General features: G+C 71.2%; 13 protein-coding genes and 1 pseudogene. 12 read left to right on the forward strand and 2 right to left on the reverse strand.

Annotation, left to right across the window (positions count from 1 at the left end):
- The first annotated feature begins 78 nt into the window (after window positions 1-78).
- The 7 genes from AB0H86_RS37800 to serC all read left to right on the forward strand — a co-directional run bounded on the left by AB0H86_RS37800 (window position 79) and on the right by serC (window position 7,366).
- Window positions 79-1,851: an ATP-binding protein gene (locus AB0H86_RS37800; RefSeq protein ID WP_362449507.1), complete on the forward strand. Its 1,773-nt coding sequence runs from the start codon at window positions 79-81 to the stop codon at window positions 1,849-1,851.
- Entirely contained in the window at window positions 1,848-2,255 is a 408-nt protein-coding gene (locus tag AB0H86_RS37805) for a roadblock/LC7 domain-containing protein (RefSeq protein ID WP_362449509.1), read from the forward strand. The genes AB0H86_RS37800 and AB0H86_RS37805 overlap by 4 nt, the downstream gene beginning before the upstream one ends.
- Window positions 2,252-2,599 carry a DUF742 domain-containing protein gene (locus tag AB0H86_RS37810; RefSeq protein WP_362449511.1) on the forward strand — a complete coding sequence of 116 codons (348 nt, stop codon included), beginning with the start codon at window positions 2,252-2,254 and terminating at the stop codon, window positions 2,597-2,599. Before AB0H86_RS37805 ends, AB0H86_RS37810 begins: the two co-directional genes overlap by 4 nt.
- A 13-nt stretch (window positions 2,600-2,612) precedes the next feature.
- Window positions 2,613-3,206 carry an ATP/GTP-binding protein gene (locus AB0H86_RS37815; RefSeq protein ID WP_362449583.1) on the forward strand — a complete coding sequence of 198 codons (594 nt, stop codon included), beginning with the start codon at window positions 2,613-2,615 and terminating at the stop codon, window positions 3,204-3,206.
- A complete protein-coding gene (locus tag AB0H86_RS37820; RefSeq protein ID WP_362449513.1) occupies window positions 3,203-4,411 on the forward strand; it encodes a cytochrome P450 in 1,209 nt (402 codons plus the stop codon). Before AB0H86_RS37815 ends, AB0H86_RS37820 begins: the two co-directional genes overlap by 4 nt.
- Window positions 4,412-4,804: 393 nt before the next feature.
- Window positions 4,805-6,025 carry a cytochrome P450 gene (locus AB0H86_RS37825; protein ID WP_362449515.1) on the forward strand — a complete coding sequence of 407 codons (1,221 nt, stop codon included), beginning with the start codon at window positions 4,805-4,807 and terminating at the stop codon, window positions 6,023-6,025.
- A gap of 222 nt (window positions 6,026-6,247) precedes the next feature.
- Window positions 6,248-7,366, forward strand: a complete 1,119-nt coding sequence (serC, locus tag AB0H86_RS37830) for a phosphoserine transaminase (protein ID WP_362449517.1) — start codon at window positions 6,248-6,250, stop codon at window positions 7,364-7,366.
- Window positions 7,367-7,456: 90 nt separating this feature from the next.
- On the opposite strand, the gene AB0H86_RS37835 is transcribed toward serC, so the two are convergent.
- Complete coding sequence (locus tag AB0H86_RS37835) at window positions 7,457-9,070, reverse strand: alpha/beta hydrolase (RefSeq protein ID WP_362449519.1); 1,614 nt, start codon at window positions 9,068-9,070, stop codon at window positions 7,457-7,459.
- Window positions 9,071-9,370: 300 nt separating this feature from the next.
- Here AB0H86_RS37835 and AB0H86_RS37840 point away from each other — a divergent pair, with 300 nt between their 5' ends.
- Window positions 9,371-9,877 (forward strand): hypothetical protein, encoded by a 507-nt coding sequence (locus AB0H86_RS37840; RefSeq protein ID WP_362449521.1) that lies wholly within the window; start codon window positions 9,371-9,373, stop codon window positions 9,875-9,877.
- Between the two features lie 50 nt (window positions 9,878-9,927).
- Here the strand turns inward: AB0H86_RS37840 and AB0H86_RS37845 are convergent, their stop codons facing one another.
- Window positions 9,928-10,596 carry a class I SAM-dependent methyltransferase gene (locus AB0H86_RS37845; RefSeq protein ID WP_362449523.1) on the reverse strand — a complete coding sequence of 223 codons (669 nt, stop codon included), beginning with the start codon at window positions 10,594-10,596 and terminating at the stop codon, window positions 9,928-9,930.
- Between the two features lie 118 nt (window positions 10,597-10,714).
- On the opposite strand from AB0H86_RS37845, the pseudogene AB0H86_RS37850 reads away from it, so the two are divergent.
- From AB0H86_RS37850 to AB0H86_RS37865, 4 genes and pseudogenes are all read left to right on the forward strand, one after another.
- A pseudogene (locus AB0H86_RS37850) lies at window positions 10,715-11,197 on the forward strand (DUF5753 domain-containing protein); the annotation flags it as partial.
- Window positions 11,198-11,737: 540 nt separating this feature from the next.
- Window positions 11,738-12,628 carry an alkaline phosphatase family protein gene (locus AB0H86_RS37855; RefSeq protein ID WP_362449524.1) on the forward strand — a complete coding sequence of 297 codons (891 nt, stop codon included), beginning with the start codon at window positions 11,738-11,740 and terminating at the stop codon, window positions 12,626-12,628.
- A gap of 5 nt (window positions 12,629-12,633) precedes the next feature.
- Window positions 12,634-13,908, forward strand: a complete 1,275-nt coding sequence (locus AB0H86_RS37860; protein WP_362449526.1) for an MFS transporter — start codon at window positions 12,634-12,636, stop codon at window positions 13,906-13,908.
- Window positions 13,905-14,927, forward strand: a complete 1,023-nt coding sequence (locus AB0H86_RS37865) for a TolB-like translocation protein (RefSeq protein WP_362449527.1) — start codon at window positions 13,905-13,907, stop codon at window positions 14,925-14,927. Before AB0H86_RS37860 ends, AB0H86_RS37865 begins: the two co-directional genes overlap by 4 nt.
- The last annotated feature ends 341 nt before the right edge of the window (window positions 14,928-15,268 follow it).

Below are 15,268 nucleotides of genomic sequence, written 5' to 3' on the forward strand. Positions count from 1 at the left end.
CCACAGACCAAGGACCCGACCGAGGGCCGCCCGCGGTACGACGGCGACCGCCCGAGGACCCGACCGAGGATCCCCTTCATGACCGCGCCCACCCTCCCCGGCGACCGCCCCGCCTTCCGCACCGTCGCGCCGGCCCTGCTGCTCGCCGCCGTCCTGTCCGCTCTCGCCGTCGCCGGTGCGGTCGCCGCGGCACCCTCGTCGGTGCGCACCCCGCTCGCCTGGGGCGCGTCCGCCGCCGCCCTGCTGCTGTGCGCGGCCGTCACCCTGGCCGCCCACGGTGTCCAGACGACCCGGCTCACCCGCCGCCGACTGGAGGCCGCCACCCTGGACGCCGGACGGCTGCTCCAGGAACGGGCCCGACTGGCCGACGAGTCCCGCCGCGAGCACGACCGCCTGACCGGCGAACTGGCCCGGGAACGCACCCGGCTGACGGCCGAGTTCGACTGGGAACGCACCCGGATCACCGACTCCTTCGGCAAGGAACGCGTCCAGCTCACCGAGTCCTTCGCCGAGACACGCGAACGCCTCACCGAGTCCTTCGCCGAGGAGCGCACCCAGCTCGTGGAGGAGCGCGACCGCCTCGTCGGCGAGAACTCCCGGCTCACCGCCCAGCTCCGCCGTGCCACCAGCGAGCGCGCCGCAGCGATCTCCGCCACCGCCAACGCGGCCGGCCGCATGCAGGCCCTCTCCACCGGCATGCTCGCCGACCTCCGGGCCATGGAGGAACGGCACGGCGACGAGGACGTCCTCGCCGATCTCCTCCACCTCGACCACCGCACCGCGCAGGCGGGCCGGCTCGCCGACTCCGTCGCGGTCCTCAGCGGCGCCCGCTCCGGCCGCCGCTGGGCACGCCCCATCGTCATGGAGTCGATCCTGCGGGGCGCGATGGGCCGCATCAGCGGCTATCAGCGGGTGCGCGTCCACTCGGCCAGCGAGGCGGCCGTCGCCGGCCACGCCGCCGAGGGCGTGATGCACGCGCTCGCCGAACTCCTCGACAACGCCGCCAACTTCTCGCCGCCGACCGCCGAGGTCCACGTGTACGTGGAGGAGGTGCCGGCCGGCGTGATCGTGTCCGTCGAGGACAGCGGACTCGTCATGGGCGAGGTGCAGCTGCGCCGTGCCGAGGAGTCGGTCTCCGGCGAGTCCACCGGGCTCGGCGGTCTCAGCGGCACCCGGCTCGGTCTCCCCGTGGTCGGACGGCTGGCCCGCAAGTACGGCCTGACGGTCTCCTTCCGGCCGTCCGCGCGCGGCGGCACGGGCGTCCTCATGCTCATCCCGCAGGACATCCTCACCAACCCGGCCGCAGCCGAGCCGCCCGCCGCGCTCCCGAGTGCCCCCGCCGAGCCGCCCCGCCCCCGGGCCACCCCCGCCCCGGCCGACTCCACGACCGGCCCGGACCCCGATCCCGTACCGCCGCACGACTTCCCGGACCCCGACCCCCTGCCCGTCCACGAGTCCGCGGACCACGCGGCGGACGAGCGGCCCTCGGGGCTGCCCAAGCGCCGCCGTGGCCGGACCCTGGCCGAGGCCGAGCGCCGGCTCGGTACGGCCCGTTCCACCGAGCCGCACCCCGCGCCCGCCGCCGACGACGCCAGGACCCGGGCGACCCGCTTCGACAACTTCCGTCAGGCCGTACGGGCCGGCGCACCGGACCAGGCCGACCTCCGGGACCCGGCCGTCACGGACCGGACCGACGCGCCCCAGGATCCGGCCGCCCCGGACCCGGACGACGCCCCACGCGACGCCACCGCCGCGGAACCCGAAGCGGCCGAGGCGGCCGCCGACATCCCGTCCCAGGCACACGCACACGCACACGAACACGCACACCCGGAAGGCGACCCCACCTCATGACCGGCACGACCACCGCCGACGAGAAGCTCACCTGGCTCATCGAAGGCCTTTTGGAGCGGACCCCGGGCGCACGGCACGCCCTGGTGCTGTCCCGCGACGGCCTGAAGCTGTGCCGCACGCCGGAGCTCACCGCCGACCAGGCCGACCAGCTCGCCGCGATCGCCGCCGGCATCCAGTCGCTGTCCCACGGGGCGTCCGTCGAGTTCGGCGACGGCAGCGGGGGTGTGCGGTCGGCGATGACGGAGTTCTACGGCGGCGTCCTGTTCATCGTCGAGGCCGGCCAGGGCGCGCATCTCGCCGTGGTCACCACCGAGGACGCGGACGTCGGGCTCGTCGGCCACAACATGAGCGAGCTCGTGGAGCAGCTCGGCGAGCATCTGACCGCGCCTCCGCGCGCCTCATGAGCCGACCCGGCAGGGACGACGCCCCGGACCGCCTCTACACCGTCACCGGAGGACGCAGCCGGTCCGGGCCCGACAGCCCGTTCGACCTGGTGACCCTCGTCGTCGCCGAGAGCGGCCCCAGGCCCGGCATGCAGTCGGAGCACGTGGCGATCCTCAAGATGACCGAACGCCCCACGGCGGTCGTCGAGGTCGCCGCCGAACTGCGGCTGCCGGTGAGCATCACCAAGATCCTGCTGTCCGACCTCCTCGCGGCGGGCCGCGTCAGCGCCCGCCACCCGTACACGACAGCAGTACCCCGACCCGATCTCCTGGAGCAGGTGCTCGTTGGACTCCGCAATCTCTGACGCACGCACCCCGTTGGGTGCCTCCGCCGACAACGGCCTGAAGATCGTGGTCGTCGGCGGCTTCGGCGTCGGCAAGACGACCCTGGTCCGCTCGGTGAGCGAGATACGTCCCCTCAACACCGAGGAGACGATGACCCGGGCGGGCGAAGCCGTCGACGACATCAGCGAGGTGAGCGGCAAGACCGCCACCACCGTCGCCTTCGACTTCGGCCGCATCACCCTCGACGCGCGCAATGTGCTCTACCTGTTCGGCGCGCCCGGCCAGGAACGGTTCTGGTTCCTGTGGGACCGCCTGTTCTCCGGCACGCTCGGCGCGGTCGTCCTCGTCGACACCCGCCGTATCGACGACTCCTGGTACGCCATAGACCGCCTCGAACACCACGGCACGCCGTTCATCGTCGCCTGCAACGACTTCGGCGGCCCCGCCTTCGCCCCGGCGGACGTCCGCGAGGCCCTCGACCTCGACCCGCATGTGCCGCTGCTCGACTGCGACGCCCGCTCCCGCGCGTCCAGCAAGCAGGTCCTCATCACGCTGGTCCAGCACATCAAGGACCAGTACGCCGGACAGGCCGCCCAACCCGCCCTGCCCCGACAGGAGTTCGCGTGACCCTCGATGCCGTCCCGCTCGGCGGGCCCCGGTTCCAGTCCGAACCGGCCCAGCTGTACCGGGAGATGCGACGCGAGCACGGCCCCGTGACACCGGTGCTGCTCGACGGCGACGTACCCGCCTGGCTGGTCCTCGGCTACCGCGAGCTGCACCAGGTCACCGGCGACCCGGTCCTGTTCAGCCGGGACTCGGACCTGTGGAACCAGTGGGACACCATCCCCGACGACTGGCCGCTGCTGCCGATGATCGGCCGCAAGCAGCCGTCGATCCTCTACACCGTCGGCGAACGCCACCGCGAACGCGCCGCCATGATCAGCAACGCGCTGGAGGCGGCCGACGCCTCCGAACTGCGCGGCCACGCCGAGCGGTTCGCCGACGAACTGATCGACGCGGTGTGCGCCAAGGGCGAGACGGACCTCATCGCCGACTACGCGATGCTGCTGCCGGTGCGGGTCCTCGCCCGCCTCTTCGGCTTCTCCGACGAGCAGGGCCCGGGCCTGGTCACCGCCCTCAACGACATGATCGACGGCCGGGAAGGGGCGATCGCCGGCCAGACCCACCTGGCCACCTCCATGGTCGAGCTACTGGCCGACCGGAGAGCGAACCCCTCCGAGGACGTCGTGTCCCGGATGCTCGCGAACACCTCCGGCTTCACCGACGAGGAGATCACGCAGGACCTCATGGTGATGCTGGCGGCGGGCCACCAGCCCACCGCCGACTGGATCGGCAACTCGCTGCGTCTCATGCTCACCGACAACCGTTTCGCCGCCTCCCTCTTCGGCGGCCGCAACAGCGTCGCCGAGGCCATGAACGAGGTGCTGTGGGAGGACGCCCCCTCGCAGAACATCGCCGGCCGCTGGGCATCCCGCGACACCCACCTCGGCGGACGCCGCATCCGCGCCGGCGACCTGCTGGTGCTCGGCCTCCAGGGCGCCAACTCCGACCCGCAGGTCCGCACCGACGGGTCCGCGCTCACCGGCGGCAACAACGCGCACTTCTCCTTCGGGCACGGTGAGCACCGCTGCCCGTTCCCGGCGCAGGAGATCGCCGAGGTCATCGCGCGGACGGGCATCGAGGTCGTACTGGACCGGCTGCCGGACATCGACCTGGCGGTGCCCGCCGAGTCCCTCACCCGCCGGCCCTCGCCGTGGCTGAGGGGACTGACCGAACTGCCGGTCCGCTTCACGCCCGTGCCCGCGCTCTGACACCACCCGTGCCCGCCGCCTCGGACGCCGGCCCGTGCCCGCCGCCTCGGACGCCGGCCCGTGCCCGCTGCTCGGACGCCGGCCCGTGGCCACTGCCCCCGGACGCCGGCCCGTGCCCGCTGCTCGGGCGCCGGCCCGTGCCCGCTCTGCGGCACGGGCGGCGCTCCCCCATCCGCGCCCCTGCCGGCTCCCCGACCCGGGCCCTTGGCCGCTCGGCGGCAATGGCCCGGTGGCGGCCTCTCCGACCCGCGCCATGCCCTGCCGACCTGCTTCACGGCCGGAGGTCCGCAGACACACCTCGGGCCTCCGGCCGGCCGGTTGGCCGGTTGGCCGGTTGGCCGGCCGGCCGGAATGACGTAGTACCCCGACCCCCCGCCTTGGAGGCACCTCCGTATGACGACCGACATCGAAGAGACCCGTATCGCCCTCGATCCCTTCGTGAGGGACCTGGAAGGTGAGAGCGCCAGGCTGCGCGAGGCGGGGCCGCTGGCCGCCGTCGAGCTGCCGGGCGGTGTCCCCGTCTGGGCCGTCACCCACCACGCCGAGGCCAAGGCGTTACTCACCGACCCCAGACTGGTCAAGGACATCAACGTCTGGGGTGCCTGGCAGCGCGGCGAGATACCCGCCGACTGGCCCCTGATCGGCCTCGCCAACCCCGGCCGCTCCATGCTCACCGTGGACGGCGCCGACCACCGGCGGATGCGCACGCTCGTGGCGCAGGCGCTCACCCCGCGCCGGGTGGAGCGGATGCGGGAGCGGATCACCCAGCTCACCGAGGGGCTGCTCGACAAGCTGGCGGGTGACGTCGTCGACCTGAAGGCGGCCTTCGCGTATCCGCTCCCCATGTACGTCATCACCGACCTGATGGGCATCGACGAGTCGAAGCTGCCCCGACTCCAGGAGCTGTTCGAGAAGTTCTTCTCGACCCAGACGCCGCCCGCGGAGGTCATCGCCACGCTCACGGAGCTGGCGGGCATCATGGCGGAGACGGTCGCGGCCAAGCGCGCGCAGCCCGGCGACGACCTGACGTCCGCCCTGGTCCTGGCCTCCGAGGACGGCGACCACCTCACCGACGAGGAGATCGTCTCCACCCTCCAGCTGATGGTCGCGGCGGGCCATGAGACGACGATCTCGCTGATCGTCAACGCGGTGGTCAACCTCTCCACCCACCCCGACCAGCGGGCCCTCGTCCTGTCGGGCGAAGTGGACTGGACGGCGGTGGTCGAGGAGACCCTGCGCCACTCCACCCCCACCTCCCACGTCCTGATCCGCTTCGCCACCGAGGACGTACCGGTCGGCGACAAGGTGATCCCCGCGGGGGACGCGCTGATCGTCTCGTACGGCGCGTTGGGCCGCGACGAGCAGGCGCACGGCCCGTCCGCGGGCGACTTCGACATCACCCGTGAGACGAAGAACCGCCACATCTCCTTCGGGCACGGTCCACACGTCTGCCCCGGCGCGGCGCTGTCCCGCCTGGAGGCCGGGGTGGCGCTGCCCGCCCTGTACGAGCGCTTCCCGCGGCTGGACCTGGCGGTCCCGGCAGGCGAACTGCGCAACAAGCCGGTGGTCACCCAGAACGACCTCTTCGAGCTGCCGGTACGGCTGACCCCGTAGATCCGCTGTCGTAGACCCACCGCCGTAGACCCACCGCCGCAGATCCACCGCCGCAGATCCGCCGCCGCAGATCCGCCTACGTCAAGGATGCACGTGACCACTGAAAGTCACCGGTCCCGGCCGTCGCCGGCTGGATTCCCACTGGTCCAGCCACTGGAGGAACGTGTCTCATCGAACGGACACAGTTCCGTCCGGTTTCACCGAGGGGATACCCTCCGGCACGTGGCTGAGATCCAGATTCCTGCTGACATCAAGCCCGCCGACGGTCGATTCGGCGCGGGCCCCTCCAAGGTGCGGGTGGAGGCGCTGGACGCGCTGGCCGCCACCGGTACGTCCCTGCTGGGCACCTCTCACCGCCAGGCTCCGGTCAAGAACCTGGTCGGCAAGGTGCGCGAGGGCATCAGCGAGCTGTTCCAGCTCCCCGAGGGCTATGAGGTCGTCCTCGGCAACGGCGGCTCCACCGCCTTCTGGGACGTCGCGACGCACGGCCTGATCGAGAACAAGTCGCAGCACCTGACCTTCGGCGAGTTCAGCTCCAAGTTCGCCAAGGCGGCCAAGCTCGCGCCCTGGCTCGCCGAGCCCACGGTCATCTCCTCCGACCCGGGCACCCACCCCGACCCGCGGACCGAGGCGGGCGTCGACGTGTACGCCTACACCCACAACGAGACCTCCACGGGTGTCGCCGCCCCCATCAAGCGGGTGCCGGGCGCCGACGCGGGCTCCCTCGTCCTGGTGGACGCCACCTCCGGCGCCGGCGGCCTCCCGGTCGACATCGCCGAGACCGACGTCTACTACTTCGCCCCGCAGAAGTCCTTCGCCTCCGATGGCGGCCTGTGGATCGGCGTGTTCTCCCCGGCCGCGATCGAGCGCGCCGAGCGGATCCACGCCTCGGGCCGCCATGTCCCGGAGTTCTTCTCGCTCCCGACGGCGATCGACAACTCCCGCAAGAACCAGACGTACAACACCCCGGCCCTCGCGACCCTGTTCCTGCTGAACGACCAGCTGGAGTGGATCAACGGCCAGGGCGGCCTGGACTGGTCGGTGGGCCGCACCGCCACCTCCGCGCGCACGCTCTACGGCTGGGCCGAGGACGTCAAGTACGCGAACCCGTTCGTCACCGACCCGGCCAAGCGCTCCCAGGTCATCGGCACGATCGACTTCGACGAGGACGTGGACGCGGCCGCCGTCGCCAAGGTCCTGCGCGCCAACGGCATCGTCGACACCGAGCCCTACCGCAAGCTCGGCCGCAACCAGCTCCGCGTCGCGATGTTCCCGGCGATCGACCCGGCGGACGTCGAGGCGCTGACGAAGTGCGTCGACTATGTGATCGAGAAGCTCTGATCATTTCTTCGACACGACGATGAAGGGCGCCCGGTGAGCCACCGGGCGCCCTTCTCATGTCCCGTCATGTCCCGCTTGTTCAGCGGCTGTTCAGCCCCGGAAGCCGAGCAGCCCGTGCAGGGTGTCACCGTCCGGCGCGGTGGCCGACTCAGCCGTTGCCGCCATGGCGGACTTCGCCGTGGCGGTCGGCACCGGATCGGCGGTCTTCTTGCAGACGGCATCGGCCTCGCCGTGGCCGCGCGGCACCGTGCCGTCGGTCAGGTACTTCGCCAGGTACTTGTCCAGGCAGGCGTTCCCGCTCAGCGTGATGCCGTGGTTGCCGCCGCCCTGCTCGACGACGAGGCTGGAGCGCTTGAGCAGACGGTGGACGGTGACGCCGCCCTGGTAGGGAGTGGCCGCGTCGTCCGTCGCCTGGAACAGCAGCGTCGGCGGCAGCTTGGCATTGGCGACGTTCACCGGCTTCAGAGACTTCGTCGGCCAGAACGCGCACGGCGCGTTGTACCAGGCGTTGCTCCACGCCATGAACGGCGCCTTCTCGTACACCGCCCAGTTGTCCTTCCGCCACTGGCTCCAGTCACGCGGCCAGGAGGCGTCACGGCACTGCACGGACGTGTAGACGCTGTAGCCGTTGTCCCCGGACGCGTCGATGGCGGCGAAGTTCTCGTACGCCTCCACCAGCGGGTCGGCGTTCTTGTCGTTCACGTACGCCGCGAACGCCTCGGCCAGGTCCGGCCAGTAGCCGTTGTAGTAGCCGCCCGGGATGAAGGTGTCCTCCAGCTCCGCGGCGCCCACCTTCCCACCCACCGGCTTCTTGGCGAGCTCGGCCTGCATCGCGTACCACTTGGCCTCGATCCTGGCCGGGTCGGTGCCGAGCTTGTATGTCGAGTTGTACTTGGCGATCCAGGCCATGAGCGCCTTGTGACGGGCGTCGAAGGCGTAGTCCTGGCCGAGGTTGTCGTCGTACCAGACGCCGGTCGGGTCGACGATCGAGTCCAGGACCAGGCGCCGCACCCGCTCCGGGAAGAGCTTGGCGTAGATCGCGCCGAGGTAGGTGCCGTAGGAGTAACCGAAGTAGTTGATCTTCTTCGCGCCCAGTGCCGCGCGGATCGAGTCCATGTCCTGCACGGTCTGGACCGTGTTGATGTACGGCAGGACGTCCGCGTACTTCTTGCCGCAGGCGGCGGCAAAGGACTTGGCGCGCTTGAGGTTGGCCTTCTCGATCGCGGGGGTGCTGGGAACGCTGGCGGGGCGCACCGGGTTGAACTGGCCCGGCTTGCAGTCGAGGGCGGGCTTGCTCTCACCGACCCCGCGCGGGTCGAAGCCGATGACGTCGTACTGGGCCGCGACCGCCTTGGGCAGCGAGGACGCGACGAAGCCGGCGAGCGTCAGACCGCTGCCGCCGGGGCCGCCGGGGTTGACCAGCAGCGGGCCCTGGTACTTCGTCGCGGTGTGCGGGACACGAGACAGGGCCAGGGTTATCTTCCGCCCCTGCGGCTTGGCGTGGTCGAGCGGCACCTTCACCGACGCGCACTGGAGGGTCGGGTAGTCGTCCGTGCCGCACTTCTTCCAGGTGGCCTTCGCCGCCTGGACGGCGTTCGCGGACTGCGCCGTGCTCGCCTCGGCGCTCGCCTCGGCAGGGACGGCCGTGAGTGTCCCCGCCAGTACGACTGTCGCGCCGCACAGCACGGCTGCGCTCTTTCTCATGAAATTCCTTCAGGAGGTGGGGGGTTGCAGAGGGCCGAATGTGAACGACCCTGGCCGAATCCTTACCGAAGAAGCACGAACATGAGAACAGCTTCGGGTGAAGCTTTGAAACTCCTTTGATCCGGGGGCACTTGGTGCCCCCCGGGCACACCCCTCGCTCATGCTGGTCAGACGGTTTACGCGGAAGGCAAGATCAAGGCAAAGCCTTCCGCGGCCCGTTGAGTCGCCTCCGTCGCAAGCCCGACACTGTGTGCCCCATGCGCCCACATCGGGCCATGCGACGGAAGGACCGGCGGGGACATGAACAGACCGATACCGGGCACCGTGGAGGTCGCGGTGCGCCACATCCTCAGCGACCGGACGACCGGCATCTTCCTGCGGACCCGCAAGGTCGCCTGGCGCGACACCGACTACCGCGTGCGCCGGCCCGCGACGGGCAAGCAGAGCGTCGAGCTGATCTGCTCCGTCTGCGAGGCTTCCCTGCTCGCCGAGGTGACCGACGAGGCCGGCGCCCGCCTGCGCTCCGCCGTACACCTCGTACTCGCCGTCTTGTGCGCGGTCGTTTTCGTCGCCTCGCTCGTCTACGCCGTCCACGTGGGCGGCCAGGTCCGGCCGGAGGGCGAATCCGGCCCGGCGCTGTTCCCCGTCAGTATCATCGCGATCTTCGTGACGTTCGTGGCCGGGCCTCTCTTCTACCTCCGCAGGAGCGGATCCAACGGCGTCACGATGCTCGACGCCCCCAAGCCGCGCAGAGCCCACGCGATCGTGCCAGTACGCAGGACCGTCATCTCCACCGGCCGCCCCTGACTTCTTCAGCACACCAGGCGCCCGCTTCCTCACGCCGGCTCAGGAGGGGATCACACGTCAGTCGAGGGCACTTCCGCGCGGACGACCAGTGTGCCGATGTGGTCGGCACTCGGAGCGTCCAGCACGCACGCTTCAGCCGAGGCGAAACCCGCCCGGGTGAGCAGACGCTCCCAGACGGCGGGCCGGTAGCTGTAGCGGTACGTGAACATGGCCCTGCCCGCGAAGCCCCCCTTGTACATGCCCTGCGGACCGTACGCGCCGGGGATGGCGGGCGGCTGGGAGAACACGAATACGCCGCCCGGGTTGAGCCGCGCCCGCACGAGCGGGAAGAGCCGTCCCGGGTCGGTGAACCAGGCGGCACCGAAGATCGAGTAGACGGCGTCGTACGTCTCAACGGACGCCGCCAGCCAGTCCAGAACCTCCCCGCGAGCGAAAACGGCACCGGTGTCGGCCCACCGCTCGCTGCTCTTCCTCACCATGACCGGGGAGAGATCGACACCGTGCGCGGTGATGCCACGCCGGGCGAGGAAGGCGAGCGCACGCCCGGTGCCACAGCCGATCTCCAACACGCGGGACGGCGCCCCGAGCAGTTCGGGGCCGGGTCCGTGCCCGGCGTACTGCGTCCAGCAGAAGCCGGGCTCGGCGTCGTCCTTGAAGGCGGACTCGGCGAAGGTGTCCCACAGTTCGGTCTCGGCAGGGATGTCGTGTTGTGCGACCAAGGCAGTTCCTCGTTGCAGGCGCCAGGATGGGACGGTTCAGTGGCTGTCGGGGACCTTGTTGTCGCACGGTGAGCAGTCCGTGCCGTCGATCGCCCACAGCTCCTCTGGGAGGACCGCCGGTCTGATCCAGACACCGGAGTACGCACGCCACGTCATCGGGCGCTATTCGGAGCTGCTGGGTCCGGTCGCCGACATCGAGGACGCCGTGCGCGCCCGGGTGCAGCGCCAGGAATGGTTGTACCGGTCCGGCCGCAAGCTCCACGTGCTGATGTGGGAAGCCTCGCTGCGTTCGCTGATCTGCCCGCCCTCGGTACTCGCCGCGCAGCTCGACCGGCTGACCGGCGTGATCGGGATGGACACTGTCGAGCTGGGCATCGTCCCGTTCACTGCCCCCGTGAAGCTCGTGCCCGCCAACGGCTTCTGGGTCCTTGATAACCGCTTGGTCGTCGCGGAGGACTGGCACGCAGAACTCTGGCTGGACGACGCCGACAATGTCGCCTTGTACAGGAAGGTCTGGAGGACGCTACGGGAGTCCGCGGTCTACGGCCCTGACGCCCACAACGTGGTCAACGCTGCGCGACGTGCGCTGAACCCGCGCTGAACGGCCTAGCCGAACTGCCGGATGAACGCCTGCCAGCCCTCTCGGGAGACGGTGAGCAGGGGGCCTGTGTGGAGGTACGCGTTCCGGACCCGTACGTATGGCGGCTGCCGAACCCTCACGAAGCCCGCTGGCGCCGCTGGGCCAAGCGCTCCCGCGCGGCGGGCTGCCACCTGCCCTTTCCGCACACGGAGGAGTGCTGGCAAGTCCCCGGCCGCCGCCCACCGGTGCCCCTCTGGGAAACCTCCGACGACGTTGTACGGCCCTATGTGTACGAGCCCTGACCCATTGGGGCCACGCCCACGCCGTGGGGGCGCACCCCCGAACCCGAACCTCGCCGAACGGACCCACCGCGAGGGGCCGGTGCCCGCTTGACGTGGGCTTTGCCGGCATGGGGATCCCTTGACGCGGGCTTTGCCCGGCGGGGCCCAGCGTTCGTCTGATCTTCCCTCACGACGCGCGGCCGGGGCCCCGGACGGGCACCTAGGGTTACGGCGCGCTGCCACCCCCCGTACGTCCGTCACTGCTGTCCGGAGGACAGGTATGACCGCCGTCAAGGCCGCCAAGCCCAGCCGACGTCCCCTCGCCTCGCTCGCCGCAGCCGTGGCCCTCACCGCAGGGTCGATCGGCCTGTGGGCCGTCACCGGCTCCACCGCTCAGGCCGCCGCTCTCCCCACCCCCGACCACGTCGTGGTCGTGGTGATGGAGAACCACGCCTACTCGCAGGTGATCGGCAGCTCCAGCGCCCCGTACCTCAACAACACCCTGAAGGCGGGGGGCGCCAACCTCACCCAGTCCTACGGCCTCACCCACCCCAGCGAGCCGAACTACTACATGCTGTTCTCGGGCTCCAACCAGGGCCGCACCGACGACAGTTGCGTCGGCGTCGGGTCCATCTCCGCGCCCAACCTCGCCTCCGAGCTGATCGCCGCCGGGAAGACCTGGGCGAGCTACAACGAGTCGCTGCCCAGCCAGGGTTCGACGACGTGCAGCAGCGGCAACTACGCGCAGAAGCACAACCCGTGGTTCGGCTTCTCCAACGTGCCCACGAGCACCGCGAAGACGATGACGCAGTTCCCGACCGACTACACGACCCTGCCGAAGGTCTCCTTCGTCACCCCGAACCTGTGCAGTGACATGCACGACTGCTCGGTCTCCACCGGCGACACCTGGATCAAGAACAACCTGGGCGCCTACGCCACCTGGGCCAAGACCCACAACAGCGTCCTCGCCGTCACCTTCGACGAGGACAACAAGCTGTCCGGCAACCGCATCCCCACGGTCCTGTACGGGCAGCACGTCACCCCCGGCAGCTCCAGCGCCACCACCTACAACCACTACAACGTGCTGCGCACCGTGGAGGACCTGGCCGGTCTGACCGCGCACGCGGGCAACGCCGCCTCGGCGTCCGACATCACCGGCATCTGGAACTGACGCCGGTGTATCTCGCGGACTCCCGCGGTACGAAGGCCACCGTCGTCCCGGACTCCCGTCCGGGGAGGCGGTCGGCCGCCGTGCCCGGCACCGTGCTGGCCCTGGGCGCGGTCAGCCTCATCACGGACGTCTCCTCGGAGATGGTCACGGCCGTCCTGCCGCTCTACGTGGTCACGGCCCTCGGCCTGTCCCCCCTCGGTTTCGGTCTCCTCGACGGCATCAACAACGGCGTCGGGGCCCTGGTCCGGCTGGCGGGCGGTCATCTCGCCGACCGGGGAGGCCGCCGGCACAAGGTGGTTGCGGGCCTCGGCTACGGCCTGTCGGCGGCGTGCAAACCGCTGCTGCTGCTCGCCCACACCCTCCCCGTGATCAGCGCCGTCCTCGCGGTCGACCGCACCGGCAAGGGGCTGCGTACCGCTCCCCGGGACGCGATGATCTCGCTGTCGACCGGACCCGAGCACCGGGGGCGGGCGTTCGGGGTGCACCGCGCCATGGACACCACCGGCGCGCTGCTCGGCCCGCTCGTCGCGTTCGCCGTACTGCGGGCCACCGTCGACGGTTACGACGCGGTCTTCGCGGTCAGCGGCTGCGTGGCCGCGCTCGGCGTCCTGGTGCTGGTGCTGTTCGTGCCTCGCCACATCGCCCCGGCCGATGTCGTACGGCTGCCCGAACCCGAGGCATCCCGGCCCGCGCTGCGTGACTCCCTCGCGCTGCTGCGCCGCCCAGAGCTGCGCCGCCTCACCCTGTGCGCGACCCTCCTCGGTCTCACCACCGTCAGCGACTCCTTCCTCTACCTGCTCCTGCAACGCGAGGGGAACCTGTCCGCCCACCTGTTCCCGCTGCTGCCGCTGGGCACGGCCGCCGTCTTCCTGCTGCTGGCCGTCCCGCTCGGCGCGCTCGCGGACCGCGTCGAGAGTCGCCGGCTCTTCCTGGCCGGCCACGGCGTCCTGCTGCTCGGTTACGGCCTGGTGCTCTCCCCCTGGCACGGCGTCCCGGCCGTGATCGCCGTCCTCGTCCTGCACGGCACCTTCTACGCGGCCACCGACGGCGTACTCGCGGCCGCCACGGCGGGTGCCGTCCCGGCACGGCACCAGGGCGCCGGGCAGGCACTGGTGGGCACCGGCCAGGCGTTGGCCCGGTTCGGCTGCTCGCTCGCCTTCGGCGCGGCCTGGAGCCTGTGGGGTGGGCGGGCCGCCCTCGCCGTCACCGCCGCCGCACTGACCGTCAGCGCCGTCGTGGCCACGTTCCTTCTCCGTACCGCCGAAGAGGTGTCCGCGTGACCAGAACCGCCCGTCTGACGATCCTGCTCGCCGCTGTCCTGCTGCTCGGGGTGGTCGGTACCGGGGCGGTGCTGCACGCCGCCCACCGGTCGGGCCTGCGTGACCGGCAGCAGGCGGACGGTCCGACCGTACGGGCCGGTGCCGTCTCGCTCCGGCCGACGACCGGCCGCCGGCTGCTGGTACGCAATCTGGCCTGGGGTCCGCACCGCGACGAGATAGCCGCCGTGCCCGCCGGCGATCCGCGGGGGCCGCGCACCGCGTCGGGCGTCAAGTGCCTGCGCTTCCACGCGGTCGCCGGTACGGCCATCTGCCTCCAGGCCGACCACGGCGCCCTGGAGGACACCTACCGAGCGGTGGTACTCGACTCCCACCTCCACGAGCTGCACCACTTCCCGGCAGCGGGCATCCCCACCCGGGCCCGGGTCTCGCCCTCCGGCCATCTGGTCGCCTGGACGGTCTTCGTCAGCGGGGACTCGTACGCCGGCACCGACTTCTCCACCCGCACCGCCATCGTCGACACCCGCACCTGGGCGATCGACGACAACCTGGAGACCTTCCACATCACCAAGGACGGCCGTCCCTACCGCGCCGCGGACACCAACATCTGGGGTGTCACCTTCGCCGACGACACCCGCTTCTACGCCACCCTGGCCACCGGCGGCCGGACCTACCTCGTCCGGGGCGACGTCACCGACCGCACCCTCACCACCGTGCACCGCGACGTCGAATGTCCGTCGCTCTCGCCCGACGGCACCCGGATCGCCTACAAGAAACGCGTCCGCGGGGCCTCGCCCGACGCTCCCTGGCGGTTGTACGTCCTCGACCTGCGCACCATGAGGGAGACAGCCACCGCCGAGCGGCGCAACATCGACGACCAGGCACTCTGGTCCGACGACTCCACCCTCGTCTACGCCCTCCCCGGCGACTACGGCTCGGACCTGTGGACCGTCCCCGCCGACGGCACCGGCACGGCCCGCCGACTGATGACCTCCGCGGTCGCCCCCGCCTATCTGGGGTGACGGACAGGCGGCCGGGGCCCGAGCGGTGACGCTCGCCCTGGACTGGGTGTACGACGCGTTCCAAGCCGCCGCCCCAGTCGCTGCTGACGGTGCAGGAGGCGGTGCAGGCCGCGCCGTGCCGCCTCCCGGATCGCCGGGGTCGCCCGGGCCACCGGGATCGCCGGCCGGGAAGCCCGGCATGTACGGGACGGGTCGCAAGATCAGCGCCGAGCCCCGTTCGCGTGTACGCCGGCAACCCCTTTGAGGGGGCGCTTGGGCCATCTGGGCGGACGGGCTGCCTGGGCCATGCCGAGCGGAGTCCGGCGTCGTTGTGACACGACGCCAGAGAGCTCGCTACGTCG

This window comes from Streptomyces sp. NPDC050997 (genome assembly GCF_040660135.1).
Lineage (GTDB): Bacteria > Actinomycetota > Actinomycetes > Streptomycetales > Streptomycetaceae > Streptomyces.

Coding starts and splice junctions, on each gene's coding strand:
- AB0H86_RS37800 (WP_362449507.1), top strand. CDS start 79: ATGACCGCGCCCACCCTCCCCGGCGACCGCCCCGCCTTCCGCACCGTC.
- AB0H86_RS37805 (WP_362449509.1), top strand. CDS start 1,848: ATGACCGGCACGACCACCGCCGACGAGAAGCTCACCTGGCTCATCGAA.
- AB0H86_RS37810 (WP_362449511.1), top strand. CDS start 2,252: ATGAGCCGACCCGGCAGGGACGACGCCCCGGACCGCCTCTACACCGTC.
- AB0H86_RS37825 (WP_362449515.1), top strand. CDS start 4,805: ATGACGACCGACATCGAAGAGACCCGTATCGCCCTCGATCCCTTCGTG.
- AB0H86_RS37835 (WP_362449519.1), bottom strand. CDS start 9,070: ATGAGAAAGAGCGCAGCCGTGCTGTGCGGCGCGACAGTCGTACTGGCG.
- AB0H86_RS37840 (WP_362449521.1), top strand. CDS start 9,371: ATGAACAGACCGATACCGGGCACCGTGGAGGTCGCGGTGCGCCACATC.
- AB0H86_RS37855 (WP_362449524.1), top strand. CDS start 11,738: ATGACCGCCGTCAAGGCCGCCAAGCCCAGCCGACGTCCCCTCGCCTCG.